The organism is Schumannella sp. 10F1B-5-1 (assembly GCF_006517535.1).
In the GTDB taxonomy this organism is placed as follows: domain Bacteria; phylum Actinomycetota; class Actinomycetes; order Actinomycetales; family Microbacteriaceae; genus Schumannella.
The window spans coordinates 356,319-377,127 of the sequence record NZ_VHQH01000002.1; the positions used below are offsets into that span (position 1 = coordinate 356,319).

The 20,809-nt window shown below is 73.6% G+C and carries 16 protein-coding genes; 8 read left to right on the forward strand and 8 right to left on the reverse strand.

From position 1 onward, the window contains the following. Nucleotides 1-96: 96 nt before the first annotated feature. Complete coding sequence (locus tag FJ658_RS03170) at nucleotides 97-2,445, forward strand: DEAD/DEAH box helicase (protein ID WP_141143914.1); 2,349 nt, start codon at nucleotides 97-99, stop codon at nucleotides 2,443-2,445. A 240-nt stretch (nucleotides 2,446-2,685) separates the two neighbouring features. After that, nucleotides 2,686-3,144 carry a GNAT family acetyltransferase gene (locus FJ658_RS03175; protein ID WP_141143915.1) on the forward strand — a complete coding sequence of 153 codons (459 nt, stop codon included), beginning with the start codon at nucleotides 2,686-2,688 and terminating at the stop codon, nucleotides 3,142-3,144. Nucleotides 3,145-3,191: 47 nt separating this feature from the next. On the opposite strand, the gene FJ658_RS03180 is transcribed toward FJ658_RS03175, so the two are convergent. The 6 genes from FJ658_RS03180 to FJ658_RS03205 all read right to left on the reverse strand — a co-directional run bounded on the left by FJ658_RS03180 (nucleotide 3,192) and on the right by FJ658_RS03205 (nucleotide 8,654). Beyond that, complete coding sequence (locus FJ658_RS03180) at nucleotides 3,192-3,623, reverse strand: YbaB/EbfC family nucleoid-associated protein (protein ID WP_141143916.1); 432 nt, start codon at nucleotides 3,621-3,623, stop codon at nucleotides 3,192-3,194. 88 nt (nucleotides 3,624-3,711) lie between these two features. Continuing rightward, on the reverse strand, nucleotides 3,712-5,367 hold the full coding sequence (locus FJ658_RS03185; protein WP_141143917.1) for a hypothetical protein: 1,656 nt from the start codon (nucleotides 5,365-5,367) through the stop codon (nucleotides 3,712-3,714). Further along, nucleotides 5,364-5,783 (reverse strand): hypothetical protein, encoded by a 420-nt coding sequence (locus tag FJ658_RS03190; protein WP_141143918.1) that lies wholly within the window; start codon nucleotides 5,781-5,783, stop codon nucleotides 5,364-5,366. Before FJ658_RS03190 ends, FJ658_RS03185 begins: the two co-directional genes overlap by 4 nt. A gap of 137 nt (nucleotides 5,784-5,920) precedes the next feature. Then, a complete protein-coding gene (locus FJ658_RS03195; RefSeq protein ID WP_141143919.1) occupies nucleotides 5,921-6,685 on the reverse strand; it encodes an SDR family oxidoreductase in 765 nt (254 codons plus the stop codon). Nucleotides 6,686-6,767: 82 nt separating this feature from the next. After that, nucleotides 6,768-7,580, reverse strand: coding sequence for a siderophore-interacting protein (locus FJ658_RS03200; RefSeq protein WP_370454749.1), 813 nt, complete (start codon nucleotides 7,578-7,580; stop codon nucleotides 6,768-6,770). A 96-nt stretch (nucleotides 7,581-7,676) separates the two neighbouring features. After that, nucleotides 7,677-8,654: an EamA family transporter gene (locus FJ658_RS03205; RefSeq protein ID WP_141143920.1), complete on the reverse strand. Its 978-nt coding sequence runs from the start codon at nucleotides 8,652-8,654 to the stop codon at nucleotides 7,677-7,679. A 137-nt stretch (nucleotides 8,655-8,791) separates the two neighbouring features. Here FJ658_RS03205 and recQ point away from each other — a divergent pair, with 137 nt between their 5' ends. The 5 genes from recQ (at nucleotide 8,792) to FJ658_RS03230 (ending at nucleotide 16,738) form a co-directional block, all read left to right on the forward strand. After that, the gene (recQ, locus tag FJ658_RS03210) at nucleotides 8,792-10,921 is read left to right on the forward strand and encodes a DNA helicase RecQ (RefSeq protein WP_141143921.1); all 2,130 of its coding nucleotides are present in this window, start codon (nucleotides 8,792-8,794) and stop codon (nucleotides 10,919-10,921) included. Between the two features lie 137 nt (nucleotides 10,922-11,058). After that, nucleotides 11,059-11,766, forward strand: a complete 708-nt coding sequence (locus FJ658_RS03215) for a 1-acyl-sn-glycerol-3-phosphate acyltransferase (protein WP_141143922.1) — start codon at nucleotides 11,059-11,061, stop codon at nucleotides 11,764-11,766. A gap of 470 nt (nucleotides 11,767-12,236) precedes the next feature. After that, a complete protein-coding gene (locus tag FJ658_RS03220) occupies nucleotides 12,237-13,343 on the forward strand; it encodes a homocysteine S-methyltransferase family protein (RefSeq protein ID WP_181408304.1) in 1,107 nt (368 codons plus the stop codon). Between the two features lie 144 nt (nucleotides 13,344-13,487). Further along, nucleotides 13,488-14,351, forward strand: coding sequence for a neutral zinc metallopeptidase (locus FJ658_RS03225; RefSeq protein WP_141143924.1), 864 nt, complete (start codon nucleotides 13,488-13,490; stop codon nucleotides 14,349-14,351). Nucleotides 14,352-14,590: 239 nt separating this feature from the next. Then, complete coding sequence (locus FJ658_RS03230; protein WP_141143925.1) at nucleotides 14,591-16,738, forward strand: acyl-CoA dehydrogenase; 2,148 nt, start codon at nucleotides 14,591-14,593, stop codon at nucleotides 16,736-16,738. Between the two features lie 88 nt (nucleotides 16,739-16,826). Here FJ658_RS03230 and FJ658_RS03235 read toward each other — a convergent pair whose 3' ends face one another. Together FJ658_RS03235 and FJ658_RS03240 are read right to left on the reverse strand one after the other, a co-directional pair. Continuing rightward, a complete protein-coding gene (locus FJ658_RS03235) occupies nucleotides 16,827-18,284 on the reverse strand; it encodes an NAD(P)/FAD-dependent oxidoreductase (protein ID WP_141143926.1) in 1,458 nt (485 codons plus the stop codon). A gap of 115 nt (nucleotides 18,285-18,399) precedes the next feature. Beyond that, on the reverse strand, nucleotides 18,400-19,125 hold the full coding sequence (locus tag FJ658_RS03240; RefSeq protein WP_141143927.1) for an SOS response-associated peptidase: 726 nt from the start codon (nucleotides 19,123-19,125) through the stop codon (nucleotides 18,400-18,402). 218 nt (nucleotides 19,126-19,343) lie between these two features. On the opposite strand from FJ658_RS03240, the gene FJ658_RS03245 reads away from it, so the two are divergent. Then, the gene (locus FJ658_RS03245) at nucleotides 19,344-20,750 is read left to right on the forward strand and encodes an NAD(P)/FAD-dependent oxidoreductase (RefSeq protein ID WP_141143928.1); all 1,407 of its coding nucleotides are present in this window, start codon (nucleotides 19,344-19,346) and stop codon (nucleotides 20,748-20,750) included. Nucleotides 20,751-20,809 lie beyond the last annotated feature (59 nt).

Here is a 20,809-nt window from a genome sequence, read left to right on the forward strand (position 1 = left end):
TCATCTGCTGAGCAGCGGCCCCCGGTCAAAGAGTGCCCGGGTTCCCCAAACGCGTGTCTTCTCGCGCGTCGTTCACGAAACCCTGGAAGTAGCACCATGCCCAAGAACTCGGGCGCGTACTCGCGCGCCGGAAAGTCCAACGCTCCCCGCGGCGGCTCCGCCTCCGGCGGCCGCACGGGCGGCCCCAGCCCGAAGCACCGCGGCTACCGCCCCGACGCCGAGGGCGCCGGCCGCGGCGGCAAGAAGCCCCGCTGGTCGGGCGAGCAGCGCGTCGCGCGCGGACACTCGTCCGAGCGCCCGCGCGGCGGCGAGCGGGATGCCCGTCGCGACGCCCCGGCCGACGGCCGCCCCAACTGGGAGCCCCGCAACCGCAACGGCGAGACCGCCGAGCCCGGCTACCGCGGCGGCCGCAACGGCGGCGCGCGCGGCGGACGCGACTTCGGCGGCGACCGCGGCGGTCGCTTCGACCGCGACCGCGGCCCGCGCGAGGACCGCTTCGGCGACCGTCCGCGTCGCGACTTCGGCGACCGTGACGACCGCGGCTTCCGCGGCGACCGTGACGAGAACCGCGGTGGATTCCGCGGTGACCGCCGCGACAATGGCGGCGACCGCCCTCGTCGTCAGTGGGAGGACCGTCCCGCCCACGACGGCGGCGACCGCGCCGAGCGCGCTCCGCGTCGCGACTACGGCGACCGCGACGGCGGCTTCCGCGGCGACCGCGACCGCGGTGACCGCTTCGACCGCGGCGACCGGGGCCCGCGCGAGAACCGCTTCGACGGCGCCGGCCGCAGCGAGCGCGCGCCGCGTGCCCTGCGCCACGACCACACCCCGTTCCGCGAGGACCGCGGCGACCGCCCGGCCCGCGACGACCGTCCGCGCCGCGACTTCGACCGCGAGGACCGCGGTCCGCGTCGCGACTTCGGCGACCGCGATCGCGACCGCGCGCCCCGCCGTGACTTCGGCGACCGCGACGGCGGCTTCCGCGGTGACCGCTTCGACCGCGACCGCGGCCCGCGTCGCGAGTTCTCCGACCGTCCGCGCCGCGACTTCGGCGACCGCCCGCGTCGCGACGACGACCGCGGCTACCGCGGCGACCGCGAGACCACCTCGCACTACGGCCCGAGCCGCGACCGCGTGCCCGGCGCCGGCATCCCCGACGACGTCGTGCTCGAGCGTCTGACCGCCGAGGCGATCAACGTCGACGACATCCAGGCGACCGGCTTCGCCGACCTCGGCCTCGGCGGCAACATCGTCAGTGCCCTGGCGGAGATGGGCGCATCCAGCCCGTTCCCGATCCAGGCCGGCACGATCCCGGTCGTGCTCGAGGGCCGCGACGTGCTCGGCCGCGGACGCACCGGCTCGGGCAAGACGATCGCCTTCGGCGCGCCGCTCGTCGAGCGCCTGCTGCGCCTGAACGCCGAGAAGTCGAGCAACGAGCGCCGCAAGCCCGGCCGTGCGCCGCGCGCGATCATCCTCGCGCCGACCCGCGAGCTGGCCCTGCAGATCGACCGCACCGTGCAGCCGATCGCCCGCAGCGTCGGCCTCTTCACCACGCAGCTCTACGGCGGCGTGCCCTACGCCCGCCAGTACGGCGCGCTGCAGCGCGGCGTCGACATCGTGGTCGGAACCCCCGGCCGCATCGGCGACCTGGTCAGCCAGGGTCGTCTCGACCTCTCGCAGATCGAGACCGTCGTGCTCGACGAGGCCGACCACATGTGCGACCTCGGGTTCCTCGAGCCCGTGCAGGACCTGCTGCGCCGCACCCCCGAGACCAGCCAGAAGCTGCTGTTCTCGGCCACGCTGGATGCGGCGGTCGCCGCCCTGGTCGACGAGTTCCTGCGCGAGCCCGCCGTCTACGAGGTCGCCGGTGAAGACCAGGACGCCTCGACGATCGAGCACCGCGTCTTCCTGCTCGACCAGCGCGACAAGCAGGCCGTGCTGGCCGAGCTCGCCGCCGGCCCGGGCAAGAAGCTCGTCTTCGCCCGCACGCGCGCCTTCGCCGAGGACCTGACCGACATGCTCGAAGACCACGGCATCCGCGCGGTCAGCCTGCACGGCGACCTCAACCAGTCGCGCCGCACGCGCAACCTCGAGAAGCTGACGAGCGGTCGCGCGACCGTGCTGGTGGCGACCGACGTCGCCGCCCGCGGCATCCACGTGGATGCCGTGACCCTGGTCATCCAGGCCGACGCGCCCGACGACTACAAGACCTACCTGCACCGCGCCGGCCGCACCGGCCGCGCGGGCAAGGACGGCATCGTCGTCACCCTCGCGCCGTTCAACCGCCGCCGCCGCACCGAGTCGCTGCTGCAGCGCGCTGAGATCGACGCCGAGTGGACCGAGGTGCGTCCGCGCGACGAGCTGGTCGGCGTGATCGCCGACCGCGCCAACGGCTACGACGACGCGAGCGCGTCGGACGAGCCGGCGGAGTCGCCCGAGGACTGACCTCGCGCCGCGCGCCTCGCGCTGATCGAGAGCCGCGCATCCCTCCGGGGGTGCGCGGCTCTCGTCGTCTCGGCGCGCGAGGTTCGCGAGTTGCCCACTTCTGTCGGACTCCGGGCCGAGAACCCCGCAGAAGTGGGCAACTCGCGAACGAGAACGAACAGCGATCGGGTGCGCGGGTCACGCTGGTCGGGGTGTGCACGCGCGGGACGGTGCACCCCTCGGTCTAGGTAGCCTGGTGGGATGCGCATCCGCCCCTTCGCCCCGGCCGATACCGAGACCGTGGTCGACATCTGGACGCGCTGCGGACTCGTGCGCCCCTGGAACGACCCGCGCAAGGACATCGCCCGCAAGGCCGAGGTGCAGCCCGAGCTGTTCCTGGTCGGCGAGCTCGCCGTCGCCGGGGCTCCGCGCATCGTCGCGACCGCGATGGCGGGCTACGACGGGCACCGCGGCTGGGTCAACTACCTCGCGGTCGACCCGGCGTCGCAGCGGCAGGGACTCGCCCGCGAGCTGATGGCCGAGGTCGAGCGGCTGCTGCTCGCCCGTGGCTGCCCCAAGGTCAATCTGCAGGTGCGCGAGGGCAACGCAGCCGCGCTCGGGCTCTACATCGAGCTCGGCTACACGATGGATGCGAGCGTCTCGCTCGGCAAGCGGCTCATCGTCGACGGTCCCGGGCCGGGAGTGACGCCCGCGTCCTGAGCGCGCGGGCGCCGGCTCGACCGTCAGCGCGTCAGAGCCCCAGCGCGTCAGAGCGTCGGGCGCGCCCCCGCGGCCGGCGGCTCGGGTCGCCGTCGCACCTGATCGCGGATGCCCGCCACGACCGCGTCGTCGGCGCCGAGCGTCGCCTCGGCCGCCCGCAGCGCGCTCTCCGCGGCCTCGCGCTGCGCCCGCGCGATCGTCTCCGTCACGAGCCGCCCGAGGTCGGCGGGGCGCAGCTCGACGGCGTCGTCGCTGAAGCGCACCTCGCGCACCGCGCCCGAGGGCTCCGCCGTCACCTCGACCTCGCCGCGCAGCGAGCGCGCGGTCGCGCGCACCGCATCCACCTGCTCGGCCAGGGCGTCGATCGCGGCGGCGCGGGCCTCGGCGGCGGCGACCTGCTGCTGCACGGTCGCGCGCACCTGCGCGGGGCTGCCGTAGGGGTCGGCGGGGGCGGGGCCGGGGGCGGTCGGATCGGTCATGGCGTCCTCGATGGTGTCGTGCGGGGTGCGGGGCGGCAGGCGTGGTGGGCCGGATGCGCGGCGGCGCGACCGGGCCGGACTCGGCGTCTCACTCGTGGAACTCGTGGAACTGCTGGTCGACCACCCGGCCCGTGATCAGCGCGCGCACGTCGGCCGCCGCATCCGGGTTCGCGGCCTCCCAGGTGGCCACCGACTGCGTGTAGTTGTCGTTGTTGTGGGTCTCGAAGGGGGCCCAGCCCGAGGGCGGGTTCGGCAGCTTCACGTTGGTGCGGTTCGGGTCGGATGCGGTGGAGTCCGTGTACTGCCCGTCGGCCGCCGGCACGGGGTCGGCCGCGTGCTCGAAGCTGACGATGCGCGTCGTCGGCGGGATGTCGAAGGTGCCGATGGGGGCGCCGTTGGTGATGATCGCGTCGGTCACGTAGGTGCGGTCGTGCTCGGCGATCGACGCCGCCATGATGCCGCCCTGACTGAACCCGGTGTAGACGACGTGCGCGCCGGGCGGCACGCCCGCATCCTGCATCGCCTGCATCACGGCCCGCTCGTACTGCGTGCGCGCGGCCGGGTCGTCCATCGTGACGAGAGCGACGTTCGTGTCGAGGTCGCCGAGCGAGCCCTGGTCGACCTTGCCGGGGAAGTTCCAGTCCTGTGTCGAGGGCAGCGAGACCACGAAGCGCGTCTGGCCGTCGTCGCCGACGATCTGCTTGATCGCGACGACGCTGCGCTCGGTCGCGCCCATGCGATCGACGAAGCCGTTCTGACGCACCGCGTCGGCGAGCGTGTCGAGCCGCGTCACATCGCGGGCGTCGGCGTAGGCGCCGCGCTGCGTGTCGGTCGTCAGCAGCGACGGGTCGAGATCGGTGACCCGCAGGTCGGGCTGGATGAGGTCGGCCGCCGCGCCGCCGAACAGGCCGCCGACGAAGGCGCCGCCGGCCGCGCCGAGGGGGCCCGCCGCCGAACCGATGCCGGTGCCGATGCCGATCGCGGCGACGTGGACCATCTTGGCCAGGATCGGCCGCAGGCTCTCGACGATGTCGGCGATGACCGGGGCGAGCGCGTCGAGCAGCTGCTTCAGCTGCTCGAAGGCGGTCGTCATCCGGTCGATGAGCTGCCCGATCACGCGGATGAACTCGCCCGCGCGGTTGACGAGCCGCTTCAGCTCGTCGACCTTGTCGAAGGGGTTGAGGGTGAAGCCGAAGAGCTCGACGACCAGACCCGCGAGCTCGCTCAGCGCGCCGATGATCGCGTCGTGCACGGCCGTCACGATCGTGGAGGCCAGCTCGAGCGCCTTCGCCGCGGCATCCGACCAGTCGCCCGCTTCGACGAGCGCGCCGTCGATGTCGTCGAGGCGCTTGCGCACGGCGCGCGCGGTCTGGCCCTGCTGCTCGCTCATGCGGCCGCGGGCGGTCACGACATCCTGCTGCGCCTCGCGCAGGGTGGATGCGACACCGGTCCAGGTCTGCGCGAAGGCGCTGACCTGCGCCCTGTCGCCGGTCAGCGCATCCAGCCAGGTGTCGAGGGGATGCACGTACTCGAGCGCCCACGTCACGATGCGCACGGTCGTGCCGCCGGGGTCGGCGAACGCGACGCGGAACGCCTCGGCGCCGCCCTGCGCCCACGAGCTCGAGGCGAGCTGGGCGGCGATCTGCGCGGCCTGGCCGGCGGCGGCCGTGGCGGCGTCGCCGAGGGGGCCGGGCACGCCGAGCGGTGTGGGCACGCCGAGCGGGGTGGGGGCGATGAGCGTCATCGCAGGATCGCCCGTCCGCTGGTGGCGTCGAGGCCGTCGGGGCCGCTCAGGCCGGCGGGCGTTCCGGGCGTGCCGGAGGCGCCGGGCGTGCCGTCGAGCTGCTGGCCGAGCGAGCCGAGCCCCGACACGATCGTCTGCTCGTTGCGCTCGAAGTCGCCGGCCGAGGCCTCGGTGGCCGCGCCGACCGCGGTCGCCAGCTGCGCCGTGACCTGCACGACCTCGGCGGTGTGCGAGATGAGGGCCGAGATCGGCGGCGCCATCCACGCGTTCATGAGCCCGAAGGCACCCGGGGCGATCGGGTTCGAGCGGATGCGCGCATCCACCTCGCCGACCCGCTCGCCGACGGCCGTGAGCTCGCTCGCGACCTTGTGCAGGATCTCGGGGTCGATCGCGATGATCTCGGTGCCGTCTGCCATATCTCCCCCGGAATGCGTGGTGCTGACTACACCGTAGGGAAACCTCAGGTTGCTTGTCACCCGTTCGGGGGTGAAATCTTCGGGCTCGGGATGCGCGGCCCCGGTGAGCGGGGTCGTGCCCGGATGCGCTGTCTGGCTCAGCTCACGCTGGTGTGATCGACCGAGTCGAGCCAGGCGTCGAAGGTGAGCGCCGCGCGATCGGCGTCGTCGGTGCCGGCCAGGGCGCCCGAGGCCATGCCGCGCCCGAAGGCGCCGGGCAGGCGCACCTCGAAGAGGCGACGCGGAACGCCGTCGTGGCGCAGCATCCGGCGCATCTGCTCGACCAGCACGCCCGGCTCGGGGCCGACGAGGTCGCGAGCGCGGCCCACGGCCGGCGCGGCCGCGAGCTCGATCAGCCGGGCGCCGACCTCGCGCGCCGCGACCGTGCGCACGGTGGCCTTCGGCACCAGGTTGAGCGGACCGATGCGTCCGCTCACCAGGGTCTGCTCGGCGAACTCGTGGAACTGGGTCGCGCGCAGGATCGTCCACGGCACGGCGCCGCTCTCGCTCGTCACGATGCGCTCCTGCGCGAGCTTGCCCGCGTAGTAGCCGTCGTCGATGTCGTCGATGCCCACGATCGACAGCGCCACGTGGTGCGTCACGCCCGCGAGACGCTCGGCTTGCAGCAGCGCGCGCGACGCCGGCTCGAAGAACGCGACCGACTCGCGCGCCTTGATGGTGCCGACGCTCGTGACGTCGACCAGCGCATCCACCCCCTCGAGAGCCGCGGCCGTCGCGGTCGCATCGAGGATGTCGTGCCCGGCCGAGCGGGAGAGGGCGACGACCTCGTGCCCGGCGGCCTCGGCCGCGCTGACGGTATGCCGGCCGACGACGCCCGTGGCGCCCGCGATCGCGATCTTCACGAGTCCAGCGTGGCAGGGGCAGAGGACATGCGCGAGCGCGGGACGCGCGCGGGGCCGTGCCGGACGCGGGCGAGGTGCCCGCTCAGTCGGAGTTGCGGCCGGCCTTCCAGTAGCCGCAGAACGTGACGTTCTTCTTCGAGATGCCGAGCTCGCTCACGAGGTAGCGGCGCGTGCCGGTCGCCAGCGCGGCCTCGCCGACCGCGAAGGCGTAGGGCACTCCCTCGGGGAACGGCAGGTCGCGCACGTGCTCGAGGGCGAGCTCGCCGACCTTCCGCCCCTCGGGCCGGATCACCCAGTGCAGGTCGACGCCGTCGGGCGCATCCACGTGCTGGGCGTCGTCGAGGCTGTCGAGCTCGACGATCGCCAGACCGCGGGCGTCGCGCGGCAGATCGCGCAGGATGCCGGCCACGGCGGGCAGGCCCGACGGGTCGGCGACCAGCAGGAACCAGTCGGCGTCGTCGACCGGCGACCAGCCGCATCCCTGATCGATGAAGGCGATCTGCTTGCCGGGCGTCGCGACCTCGGCCCACGGCCCGGCCACGCCGTCGGTGCCGTGCACGACGAAGTCGATGTCGAGCTCCTGCGCCTCGGGCCGGTAGGCGCGCACCGTGTAGTTGCGGATCACCGGACGCGTCGCCTTCGGCATCGTCAGGTACTTGAGGTAGCCCTTCATGTCGATGCGGTCGGGCAGTCGGTCGAATCCGGGGTGGCTTTCGTCGACCGGGATCGCGAGGCGGAACCACTGGTCGAAGCCCTGGTAGGTCCAGCGCTCGAGGTCGGGTCCGGTGACGGTCACACGCTGGAAGTGCGGCGAGATGCGCTCGCTGCGCACGACCTCGGCGCGCACGAGCCCGGCGACGCCGTGCGTGATCTCGATGTTGCTGATGGATGCCACGGGACTCCGATCGGGATGCTCAGGTTAGGTGAGCCTAACCTGTCGCGGTTCGCGATGGGTTCGCGCGGCGTCGCGGGGCGTCGCGGTGTCGCGCGCTCAGGCGAGGGCGAGCATCCCGGCCGCCGCGAGGGCGAGCGCCAGGCCGATCCACTGCACGCGGGTGATGCGCTCGCCCAGCACGACCGCCGCGAGCAGGATCGTGCCCGCCGGGTACATCGCCGTCAGCACGCCCATCACGCTGAGGTCGCCGAGGCGCAGGCCGACCAGGATGAGCGCGTTCGCCGTCGTGTCGAGCGCTCCGCCCAGCGCGGCCAGCAGCAGGGTGCGGCGGGCGAGCAGGGGTGCCGGGGCGACGCGGGCCCGGGGGAGGGTGTCGGACTCGAGGGAGTCGAGGGACTCGACGGAGTCGGCAGTGTCGCCGGCCGTGCGCTCCCGGGCGCGCCGCCGCATCCGCGTCAGCAGCACGGCGGCGACCGGCCAGAGCAGCAGCATCATGCCGGCGCGGTTGACGGCCAGCGGCACGACGCCCGAGTCGTCGGGGGTCTGGTCGAAGATCACGATGAACACGCCCAGCAGCAGGCCGGCGGCGGTCGCCGCGAGCAGGGCCTTCAGGCTCGGGCGCACGAGCGGCAGGCGGCGTCCGGGATGCGCGGGGTCACGCGGCGGCGGCACGAACCCGACCAGCACCACGGCCACGAGTGCCGCCCCGAGCGCGACCGGACCCAGCGGACCGAGCCGCTCGCCCTGCACGAGGCCCCACGCCATCGGCACGATCGCGCCGAGCAGGGCGGCCAGCGGCGACACGATGCTCATCGGGCCGAGCGCGAGCGCTGCATAGAGCAGCGGCAGCGCGGTCGCGCCGACGAGCGCGCTGACGGCGCCCCAGAGCACGGCCTCGGGTGACCAGGTGCCGCCGAGCAGCGGGAGGGCGATCGCGCTCACCACGATGAGCCCGGCGGTCGCGCTCAGCGCGGTCACCACGGCGACCGGCAGTCGGCGGCCGGCGACGCCGCCGACGAAATCCGCCGCTCCGTAGACGAGGGCGACCGTGAGGCCGACGATCACCGTGAGCACGGTCGCCACCGTAGCCGGTCGGCGGGGTCGGCTGGCGAGCCGGTCGGCGCTCCTCCCCAGTGCCGCGTGCGGGATGCGCATCCACATCGAGGCTCCGGGCGCGGCGCAGGTCGGTGCCGCTCCGTACAGTTGACGGCATGACGATCGCCGCCGGCCTCGCCCCGCTCGAGGTGCTCGAGAAGGTCTTCGGGTACGACGAATTCCGCGGGCAGCAGGGGGCGATCATCCAGCGTCTCGTCGACGGCGGCGACGCGCTCGTGCTCATGCCCACCGGCGGCGGCAAGTCGCTCTGCTACCAGATTCCGTCGCTGGTGCGACAGGGCACGGGCGTCGTCATCTCGCCGCTCATCGCCCTCATGCAAGACCAGGTGGATGCGCTGACCGCCGTCGGCGTGCGCGCCGAGTTCCTCAACTCCACCCAGCTGCCGGATGAGCGGCGCCGGGTCGAGCAGGCGCTCCTGGCCGGCGAGGTCGACCTGCTCTACCTCGCACCCGAGCGGCTGCGCATGGAGTCGGCGCTCGCGCTGCTCGACCGGGTCGACGTGGCGCTGTTCGCGATCGACGAGGCGCACTGCGTGTCGCAGTGGGGGCACGACTTCCGCCCCGACTACCTGCAGCTGTCGGTGCTGCACGAGCGCTGGCCGAGCGTGCCGCGCATCGCCCTCACGGCGACCGCGACCGAGCAGACCCGGCACGAGATCGCGCAGCGTCTCGACCTGGGCGACGCCGAGTGGTTCGTGTCGAGCTTCGACCGGCCCAACATCCAATACCGCATCGACGCGAAGGCGCAGCCGGTGCAGCAGCTGCTGCGGCTGATCCGCTCGGAGCACCCCGGCGACGCCGGCATCGTCTACTGCCTCTCGCGCAAGTCGGTCGAGTCGACCGCGGCCGCGCTCGTCGCCGAGGGCATCCCGGCCCTGCCGTACCACGCGGGTCTCGACGCGACCGTGCGTCAGCGCAACCAGTCGCGCTTCCTGCGGGAGGACGGCATCGTCATGGTCGCGACGATCGCCTTCGGCATGGGCATCGACAAGCCCGACGTGCGCTTCGTCGCGCACCTCGACCTGCCGAAGAGCGTCGAGGGCTACTACCAGGAGACCGGGCGCGCCGGCCGTGACGGGCTGCCGTCGACCGCCTGGCTCGCCTACGGCCTGCAGGACGTGGTGCAGCAGCGCCGCATGATCGACGACAGCGAGGGCGACCGCGCCCACCGTCGCCGCATGCAGACCCATCTGGATGCGATGCTCGCCCTCTGCGAGACGATCGACTGCCGTCGCGTGCAGCTGCTGGACTACTTCGACGAGCAGACCAAGCCCTGCGGCAACTGCGACACCTGCCTCGCCCCGCCCGAGGCGTGGGATGGCACGGTCGCCGCCCAGAAGCTGCTCTCGACGATCGTGCGGCTCGACCGCGAGCGCGGGCAGAAGTTCGGCGCCGGGCACCTGATCGACATCCTGCTCGGTCGCAGCACCGAGCGGGTTCGGCAGCAGCGGCACGACGAGCTGAAGACCTTCGGCATCGGCACCGAGCTCAGCGACGGCGACTGGCGCGGGGTCGTGCGGCAGCTGCTGGCGCGCGGCATCCTCGTGGTGCAGGGGGAGTACGGCACGCTCGCGATCGGCGAGGCCGCCCGCGGCGTGCTCGACGGCTCGGCCCCGGTGCGGCTGCGGCGTGAGGCGCCGAAGCCGGCCGGCCGCGGCCGCGGCGGCTCGGGTTCCGGCGCGAAGCGCACCGTCTCGGAGCTGCCCGAGGGCTCGCGCGACCTGTTCGAGGCGCTGCGCGAGTGGCGCGCGGGCGAGGCGCGTTCGCAGGGCGTTCCCGCCTACGTCGTCTTCAACGACGCGACCCTGCGCGGCATCGCCGTCACCAAGCCGACCTCGCGCGCCGAGCTGGGCGAGATCAGCGGCATCGGCGAGAAGAAGCTCGACACCTACGCGGATGCGGTGCTCGCCGTCGTCGCCGGCGACCCGGTCGCCGAGGGTTCCGGGGTCGCGGCCGGTGCGCGTGCGGCGGAGTCGAGTGCGGCGGCACCGCATACGGCGGAATCGAGCGCCGCGGAGTCGAGCTCGGCCGGGTCCGCCGGAGCGCGGTCGACGGCGCGCCCCGCGGCGCGGACTCGCACAGCCGCTCCTCGCACAGCCGCGCCGCGCACACCGTCTCCCGCGGCACGCCCCCTCACGACCGAGCCCGAGCCGCCGCCTTTCCTCGACGAGGAGCCGCCGCCGTTCTGGGACGAGGAGCCCCCGCCGCCGGACGACTGGCGGTAGAGGTCCGCCGGTCTCGTCGCGCGCGGTGCCCAGGATGAGTCGATCGGAGCCGCCCGAGCCGCGCATCCCGAGGCTTCATATGCCGTCACCCGCATGGATGAGCGACTCGCACGGCCCGGCTGTGACAGGCTGAGGCGATGTTCGCCTCGGTCGCCCGCCGCCTCGCCGCCCCGATGGCGAAGGCGACGTTCCGGCCGAAGGTCGAGGGCAAGCGCAACGTGCCGAAGCGCGGCGCCGTCATCCTGGCCAGCAACCACCTCTCGTTCATCGACAGCGTCGTGATCACGCTCGTCGCGCCGCGCACCGTCGCGTTCCTCGCCAAGTCGGACTACTTCGCCGGCGCCGGCGTGAAGGGCGCGCTGAGCAAAGCCTTCTTCAGCGGAGTCGGCGCCGTGCCGGTCGAGCGCGGCGCGGGTGCGGCGGCGCAGGCGGCCCTGGATGCGGGGCTCGAGATCCTCGAGAACGGCGACGCCTTCGCGATCTACCCCGAGGGCACCCGCTCGCTCGACGGCCGGCTCTATCGCGGACGCACCGGCGTCGCGTGGCTGGCGATGACCGCGGGCGTGCCGGTCGTGCCGGTCGGTCTGATCGGCACCGACCAGCTGCAGCCCGTCGGCTCCAACCGCATCCGCCGCGCCAAGGTGACGGTGCGCTTCGGCAAGCCGCTCGACCTCGGCACCTTCGGCCCCGCCACCTCGGGTCGTGCGCGCCGCCAGGCGACGGATGCGCTCATGGCCGAGATCCAGAAGCTCAGCGGCCAGGAGCCCGCGGGTCGCTACAACGAGCCGCCGGCCGCGAACGTGGTCGAGCGGGTCAAGCGCGCCCTGAGCCCCGAGCGCCTCTAGCCCCGCGCGTCGGTCCCACCCGCTCCGACCCCGCATCCCGCGCGTCGCCCGTTGCGCATCGAGGGTGGCCAGAGATGACCGCGACACGCCGGGCGGGCGTGCACTTGTGGCCACCCTGCGCCGTCCGCTCGTCGAGGGTGGCCGGGGATGCACGGGACACGCCGCGCCTGGCGTGCATTCGTGGCCACCCGCGCGCGGGCGTGCACGGAAACCGGCGGAGAGTGCCGTCGAGTCGCAATGGAGCTCGGCGCTGCTGCTGGCCGGTTTCCGTGCACACGAGCCCCGTGCGCACGAGCGCCGCAGGCGAGGCTGCCGCGCCCGCGCTCTTGTGCCGAGCGCTGAGCCCCGCGCACGCGCGGCTGCCGCGCCCGCGCTCTTGTGCCCGTGCACCGACAGGTCTAGTCTCGGCGCCCTACGGGCACGCCCGGCTGCTCCCCCACGTGCCGACGCCCGAACCCGAGAAGGCAGTCATGCCGTTCCGCATCCCGCGCACCGATCCGGGCGCCGTCACCTTGACTGACGGCGGACTCGAGACCGACCTCATCTACGGCGCCGGCTTCGACCTGCCCGATTTCGCGGCGTTCCCGCTGCTCGACGACGAGCACGGCCGCGAGGCGCTCGCCGCCTACTACCGGCTCGCGATCGAGACCGCTCAGGATGCGCACGCCCCGTTCAGCCTCGACACCGTGACCTGGCGGGCGAATCCCGACTGGGCCGCCCGACGCGGGTACGCGGGCGCCGAGTTCGAGCGCATCCTGCGCGCGTCGATCGCGTTCGCTCACGAACTGCGCGCCGAGGCGGTCGCCGGCGGAGCCCGGCAGCCGATCCTGGTGAGCGGCGTGCTGGGTCCGCGCGACGACGGCTATTCTCCGGCGACGCTGATGTCGGCGGACGAGGCCGCGGACTACCACCGCCGGCAGCTCGAGATCTTCGCCGACCCGAGCTCGGGCCCGATGGCCGGCACTGCGCTGGGCGGCGGGCGACCCGCCGCATCCGGCTCCGACGCAGTCGGCCGCGACTCGGCCCGCGCCGCGGCCGGCACCCGCGCCGCCGCCGACGCGCTCCTCGGCCTCGCCGGGGGCGGAGGGACGCCCGGAGCCCCCGCCCCCGTCGACTACGCCGCCGCGCTCACCCTGACCTACCCGGCCGAGGCGATCGGCATCGCCACCGCGGCGCGCGAGATCGGCATCCCGATCGTGATCTCGTTCACGGTCGAGACCGACGGGCGGCTGCCGGGCGGCCAGTCGCTGCGGGATGCGGTGGCCGAGGTCGACGGCGCCACGGACGGCGCGCCCGCCTACTTCGGGGTCAACTGCGCGCATCCCGATCACCTGCCGGCCGACCTGGCCGAGCCGTGGGGCGGGCGCGTCGCGGCGTTCCGTGCGAACGGTTCGCGCCGCAGTCACGCCGAGCTGGATGCGCTCGACGTGCTCGATCCGGGCGACCCCGCGGACCTCGGCCGGTGCTTCGCCGAGCTGCACGAGCGGATGCCCGGCCTCACGGTGCTCGGCGGATGCTGCGGAACCGACGACCGCCACATCCGCGCGATCGCGCGCGCCGTGCTCGGTGCGCCCTGACGAGCCGCGCCCTGGCGCGCCCTGACGATCCGCGCCCCGGCGCGCCCTGGCCGGCCGACCCCGCCGCGCCGCGCCGCGCCGCCGCGCCCCGGCCCGCCCGATCCGCCCCTGGTCGCCCCGCATCCCCGGCGCTAGCCTCGGCGCATGACCTTCGATCCGAACTCGGATATCAGCAAGGGCCGCGTCAGCAAGCGCGGTCGCAATGCCGGGATCGGCGTCGGCGCGGGCGCCGGCGGTCTGGTGATCGTGGCGCTGCTCATCCAGGCGTTCACGGGCGTCGACGTGAGCCAGTTCCTCGGCGGCGGCACGGGCGGCGGCGCCACGAGCGACGAGAGCGCGCTCAGCTGCTCGGCGCAGCAGGCCAACGACGACATCGACTGCCGGGTGCAGGGGGCGGCCGCCTCGCTGCGCGCCTACTGGCCGCAGCACGTCGACGGCGCGACCGACCCGAAGATCATCATCTTCGAAGACCAGACGAACACCGGATGCGGCGGCGCGACGGCCGCGGTCGGCCCCTTCTACTGCCCCGCCGACCAGCAGATCTACCTCGACACGAGCTTCTACGACCAGCTGCGCTCCCAGTTCGGCTCGACCGCCGGACCGCTCGCCCAGCTGTACGTGATCGGGCACGAGTGGGGCCACCACATCCAGCACATCACCGGCATCACCGACGGCAAGGACCTGCGGGCGACCGGCCCCGCGAGCGACAGCGTGCGCCTCGAGCTGCAGGCCGACTGCTTCGCGGGCGCCTGGCTGGGCGCGGCCGCGCAGGGCGACGACCGCATCCTCGAGCCGCCGACGCGGCAGGAGATCGACGACGCGCTGAACGCCGCGGCGACGGTGGGCGACGACAACATCCAGGAGAAGACGCAGGGGCAGGCGACGCCCGAGAGCTGGACGCACGGCTCGAGCGCGGCGCGGCAGAAGTGGTTCCTGACCGGGTACAACGGCGACCCGCAGTCGTGCAACACCTTCGACGTGAGCGCGGCGCAGCTCGGCGACAGCTGACCCGCGCCGGCTCGGCGCACTCGGCGCACTCGGCTCCGTCCCGCAGCCCGACCTGCCGCATCCTCTAAGGGCGGTTGCTCAGGATTGTGGAACCCGCACAACGGCGTCGCCCACGTCGGAAGCGCGTTTCGTGGGCCTCCGACCACGATCTCGCCGCCGCGCGCACCCGCGCCTAGCGTGACCCGGGTAGGGCGAGCGGAGCTGCTGGGAGCCTCCGCGCCCGGACCGGAGGAACCAGCATGAGCGTGATCGACGAGCCCGCCACCGAGGCCCTTCCCGCCGGCGGAGCAGCCGACGCCAAGGACGCGAAGAGCATCGACGGCAAGCACGGCGAGAAGCACGGCGAGAAGCACGGCAAGGGCGGCGGCACGCCCGACGCGGGCCCCATCGACACCGTCTGGCTCGGCGAGTACCTGCTCGGCAAGTGGGCCGAGGATCGTCGCACCAGCCGCGAGCAGCTGAAGGATGCGCGCTACCACCGCATCGACGCGCTGCCGATGCCCGAGCACCGCGAGCGCGTGCTCGGCCAGCTGCACCAGCTCGTGGCCGACAAGGCCGTGCACCGGGCCTTCCCGAAGCGCCTCGGCGGCGAGGACAACCACGGCGGCAACATCGCCGCCTTCGAGGAGCTGCTGCTCGCCGATCCCTCGCTGCAGATCAAGTCGGGCGTGCAGTGGGGCCTGTTCGGCGCCGCGATCCTGCACCTCGGCACCGAGCGCCACCACGATGCCTACCTGCCGAGCGCGATGTCGCTCGAGATCCCCGGCGCCTTCGCGATGACCGAGACCGGGCACGGCTCGGATGTCGCGGCGATCGGCACGACGGCGACCTACGACCCCGAGGCGCAGGAGTTCGTCATCCACACCCCGTTCCGCGCGGCGTGGAAGGACTACCTCGGCAACGCGGCGAAGGACGGCCGCGCGGCGGTCGTGTTCGCGAAGCTGATCACGCAGGGCGTCGACCACGGCGTGCACGCCTTCTACGTGCCGATCCGGGATGCCGACGGCGCGTTCCTGCCGGGCGTCGGCGGCGAGGACGACGGCCTCAAGGGCGGACTCAACGGCATCGACAACGGCCGTCTGCACTTCGACCACGTGCGCATCCCGCGCCTGGATCTGCTCGACCGTTACGGCCAGGTCGCCGAGGACGGCTCCTACACCTCGCCGATCGCGAGCCCGGGCCGCCGCTTCTTCACGATGCTCGGCACGCTCGTGCAGGGCCGCGTCTCACTCGACGGCTCGTCGACGCTCGCCTCGAAGGTCGGCCTGACGATCGCCCTGCGCTACGCGAGCGAGCGCCGCCAGTTCGCCGGCGCAGATGCCGAGAACGAGGTCGTGCTGCTCGACTACCAGCGCCACCAGCGCCGGCTGCTGCCGCGTTTGGCCGAGACCTATGCCATGTCGTTCGCGCACGAGCGCCTGCTCGAGAAGTTCGACTCGGTGTTCTCGGGCGCCGGCGACACTGATGAGGACCGCCAGGATCTCGAGACCCTCGCCGCCGCGCTGAAGCCGCTCAGCACCTGGGCGGGCCTCGACATCCTGCAGGAGTGCCGCGAGGCCTGCGGCGGCTCCGGCTTCCTCGCCGAGAACCGCTTCACCCAGCTGCGCGCCGACCTCGACGTCTACGTCACCTTCGAGGGCGACAACAACGTGCTGCTGCAGCTCGTCGCCAAGCGACTGCTGGGCGACTACGCCGCCAAGCTGTCGAAGGCGGATGCGGGCGACATCGCCGGCTTCGTCGCCGGTCAGGTCGGGGATGCGGCGCTCAACCGCTCGGGGCTGCGCAAGGTCGCCCAGGCGGTCGCCGACTTCGGCTCGACCGCCCGGTCGGTCGGCATGGTGCGCGACGAGGCCTCGCAGCGTCAGCTGCTCACCGACCGGGTTCACACCATGGTCGGCGAGGTCGCGCTGCGCCTGCGCGGCGCATCCAAGCTGTCGAAGGAGCAGGCCGCCGAGCTGTTCAACGCGAACCAGGACGAGCTGATCCAGGCCGCGCGCGCCCACGCCGAGCTGCTGCAGTGGGAGTCGTTCACGGATGCGCTCGGCTGGATCGAGCACCCGGGCACCAAGCAGAAGCTCACCTGGCTGCGCGACCTGTTCGGCTTCACGCTGATCGAGAAGCACCTGGCCTGGTACCTGATGCACGGGCGCCTGTCGGCGTTCCGCGCGCACGCGATCACCGACTACATCGACGACCGCCTGCTGCCGCGCCTGCGCCCGCACGCGCTCGACCTCGTAGATGCCTTCGGTCTCGCCCCCGAGCACCTGCGCGCGCCGATCGGCACGGGCGCCGAGAGGGCGCGTCAGGACGAGGCGCGGGCGTACTACGCCGAGCTGCGCGCCTCGGGCCAGGCGCCGACGCCGGAGAAGTCGCCGAAGAAGCGCTGACGCATTCGGCCCGCTCCGCCGGGCGCGTCACCGCGCCCGGCTCGCGCATCCGCGAGTTCGATCGTGCTCGCGACCCCTCACGGATCTGTCAGACCGCGAACGGGGCCTCGCGCAGGCCGAAGTGGTCGCGCAGCGCGGTCGCGGCGGCGTACCAGCCGTTCATGCCATGCGTCGAGGGGCCGGGCGGCGTCGCCGCCGAGCCGAGGTAGAGGCCCGCGACAGGCGTGCGCCACGGCGTCGCCGACAGCACCGGACGCGCGATCAGCTGCGGGATCGTGACCGCGCCGCCCATCATCTCGCCGCCCGGATCGTTCGGGTTCTCGTGCGCGAGCTGCGCCGCCGAACGGTGTGCGCTGGCCAGGATCGTGTCGCGGAATCCCGGGGCGAACCGCTCGATCTGGGCCGTGATGGTGTCGCTGAGGTCGGCATCCGACCCGGCGGGCACGTGCGTGTAGGCCCACACGGTGTGCCGGCCCTCGGGCGCGCGGCTCGGGTCGATCACGGTCGGCTGGGTCAGGAGGACATAGGGGCGATCCGGGATGCGCCCCGCCGCCACCTCGGCCTCGGCCGCCGCGATCTCGGCCCGCGTTCCGCCCAGGTGCACCGTGGGGGCGGCGCCGACGCGCGCATCCGCCCAGGGGATCGGCGCGCTCGTCGCGAAGTCGACCTTGGCGACGCCGTCGCCGCGGCGGTAGCGGCCGAGCGCGCGGCGGTATCCCGCCGGAAGGCGATCGCCGGCGTAGGAGGCCAGGAACTCAGGGCTCGTGTCGAGGATCACGACCCGGCTCGGCTCGATGTCGCCGGGCCCCGAGACGTGCTCGCCGAGGCGGATCGTGCCGCCGCGCTCGACGACGTCGGCGGCCAGCGCGTCGGCGATCGCCTGCGATCCGCCGACCGGAACCGGGTAGCCGACCGTGTGGCCGAACGCCGCCAGCAGCAGCCCCGCGCCGGCCGTGCCGAGGCGGTCGAGGCGGGCGACGGTGTGCGCCGACGTGCCGGCGCTGAGGGCCGAGCCGGCCTCGGTCGCGAAGCCGAGGGCCCGGGGCGAGGCCGTGCCGGCGCCGAATGCGGCGAAGCGCAGGGCGCGCATCCCGTACAGCGTCGCGGCCGTCAGATCGCTCGGCCAGCGCAGCAGCGGGCCTCCGGTGAAGTCGGAGACGCCGGCGAAGTGCTCGACGAGCGGCCCGACGAAACGCCGCCAGCCCGGGCCGTCGGGGCCGAGCTCGGCGACCGTGCGCTCGAGGTCGAGGTAGGCGATCGCGGCCGGGCGGTCGTCGAGGGGATGCGCGTACGACGCATCCGGAACCGCCATCGCGACCCGGCGCTCGAGCCCCCAGGAGCGGAAGAACGGCGAGGCCAGGGCACCCGGATGCACGGCCGAGCACACGTCGTGCACGAAGCCGGGCAGCGTCAGCTCGGCCGACGACATGCCGCCGCCCACCCGCTCGGAGCGCTCGATCAGCTGCACCTCGAGGCCGGCGGCGGCGAGGGTGACGGCGGCGGCGAGGCCGTTCGGTCCGGCCCCGACGACGGTGGCGTCGATCATCGCGTGCTGCTCCCCCGGTGGTGCTGTCGTGCTCGGTGCGGCGCGCGCCGCGGGCTCATTCCAGAGTAGAGGTCAGTTTGAGCGCGGCTTCGCGCGGAGCCGCGCGGGGCCGCACTCAGACCGGCGCGATCAGCCCCGCGTCGGCCGGGTCGACGGCGCGCGAGCTGTTCACGCGGCGGTCGACCTCGTGGGCGCGCACGGTCGTCGCGACCTGCTCGCTCGACGCGAGCAGCGCATCCACCAGGGCCTCGGTCTCGCCGCCGGGCGCGAGCTTCGCCGGGCTCAGCCATTCGTCGCGCAGCTCGGGCGTGAGGAAGGCGGGCATGCGGTCGTGCACCTCGCCGCTCGCGTCGCGCGCCTCGCGGGTGATGATCGCGGCCGACAGCACCCACTCGCCGTCGACCTTGCGCACCGTGCAGAGACCGGCCGCCGCGAGCAGCGGGGCGGCGGCGTCGGTTCCCGGCTCGGCGCCGCCGTGGATGAACCACGGGGTCTTCGATCCCTTGTCGCCGGTCCACTCGTAGTAGCCGCGCATGGGCACGAGCACCCGGTGCGCCGCGAAGGCGCCCTTCCACATGCCGTTCGTCGCGACGGTCTCGATGCGGGCGTTGAACTGGGGGCGGGTGTGGCTCTTGATGAACGAGGGATGGAAGTCCCACGCGGCCTGCTCGACCGTGCGGCGCACCTCGCCGTCGCTGTGCGCGCGCTCGCGCACGACCGGGATCGCCTCCGTCGGCGCGATCGAGTACGACACCGACCAGTCGCGGTAGTCGTTGCCGTCGAGCACGAACTCCTCGATGAGGTCGTTCGTCTCCTTGTCCATCGCGAACCGCCCGCACATGCGGGCAGGCTACGCCCGGCCGCCGACATCCGGCGTTCGAGGCGGGCTGTCGGATGCGGTGCGTACGCTGGGATCACGGAGTGCGGATTCCGTCGTGTTTCAGCGATGTTTCCTGCTGATTCCGCATCATCGGCTTGGATTCGGCGACGGATTCCGGCACACTGGATGCCGTGCGGCCGTCCCGCCGCGACCCGATCCGCATCCCGGAGGACCCCCTCATGCCCAGCGCCCAGCGCCTCGACCGCGACGTCGTGATCATCGGAGCCGGCGCATCCGGTCTGACCGCCGCGAACGCCCTGCGCGCCGCCGGCCACAGCGTGGTCGTGCTCGAGGCCCGCGACCGCGTCGGCGGCCGCCTCTGGACGCGCGACATCGACGGCGCGATGCTCGAGATCGGCGGCCAGTGGGTCTCGCCCGACCAGGATGCGCTGATCGACACGATCGCCGAGCTCGGCCTCGAGACCTACTCGCGCTACCGCGAGGGCGACAGCGTCTACATCGGGCCGAGCGGAGCGCTGACCCGCTTCACCGGCGAGATCTTCCCCGTCGCGCCCGCGACCGCGGCCGAGATCGAGCGTCTCATCGCGCTGCTCGACGGCCTCGTCGCCGAGGTCGACCCGGCCGCGCCGTGGGCGCACCCGAAGGCCGCCGAGTACGACGCCGTGTCGTGGAAGCAGTGGCTGGCCGACCAGAGCGACGACGTCGAGGCGCGCGACAACATCGCGCTGTTCATCGCCGAGGCCATGCTCACCAAGCCCTCGCACGCGTTCTCGCTGCTGCAGGCGCTGCTCATGGCCGCCTCGGCCGGCAGCTTCAGCCACCTCGTCGACGCCGACTTCATCCTCGACCAGCGCGTCGTCGGCGGCCTGCAGAGCGTGCCGCTCGCGCTCGCCGAGCGCCTCGGCGACGACGTCATCCTGAACGCCCCGGTGCGCCGGCTCGAGTGGACCGGCGGCGCGGACGCGTCGGGCCCCGACGGCACGGCACCCGAGGGCGTCGTCGCCTACGCCGACGGCGGCCTCGAGGTGCACGCCCGCCGCGCGATCGTCGCGCTGCCGCCGAACCTCTACTCGCGCATCGACTTCCAGCCCGCGCTGCCGCGACTCAGCCAGCAGATGCACCAGCACCTCTCGCTCGGCCTCGTCATCAAGGTGCACGCGGTCTACGACCGTCCGTTCTGGCGCGAGCAGGGGCTGTCGGGCACCGCGTTCAGCCCCTACCGACTCGTGCACGAGTCGTACGACAACAGCAATCACGGGGATGCGCGGGGCACCCTGGTCGGCTTCGTGAGCGACCAGAAGGCCGACGACGTGTTCCGCCTGCCGGCCGAGGAGCGCAAGGCGCGCATCCTGGCCTCGCTCGCCGACTACTACGGCCCCGAGGCGCTGACGCCCGAGGTGTACTTCGAGTCGGACTGGGCCGCCGAGGAGTGGACGCGCGGCGCCTACGCCGCGAGCTTCGACCTGGGCGGACTCAGCCGCTACGGCGCGATGCAGACCACGCCGGTCGGCCCCATCCACTGGTCGTGCAGCGACTTCGCGCCCGAGGGCTACCAGCACGTCGACGGCGCCATCCGCATGGGGCGGCGCACGGCGGCCGACATCGTGGCGGCGCTCGCGAGCTGAGGCCGGGGTGCCGGGTCGGACGTCTCCCGGAGCCGGGTCGTGCGCGGCGCTGTTCGCCG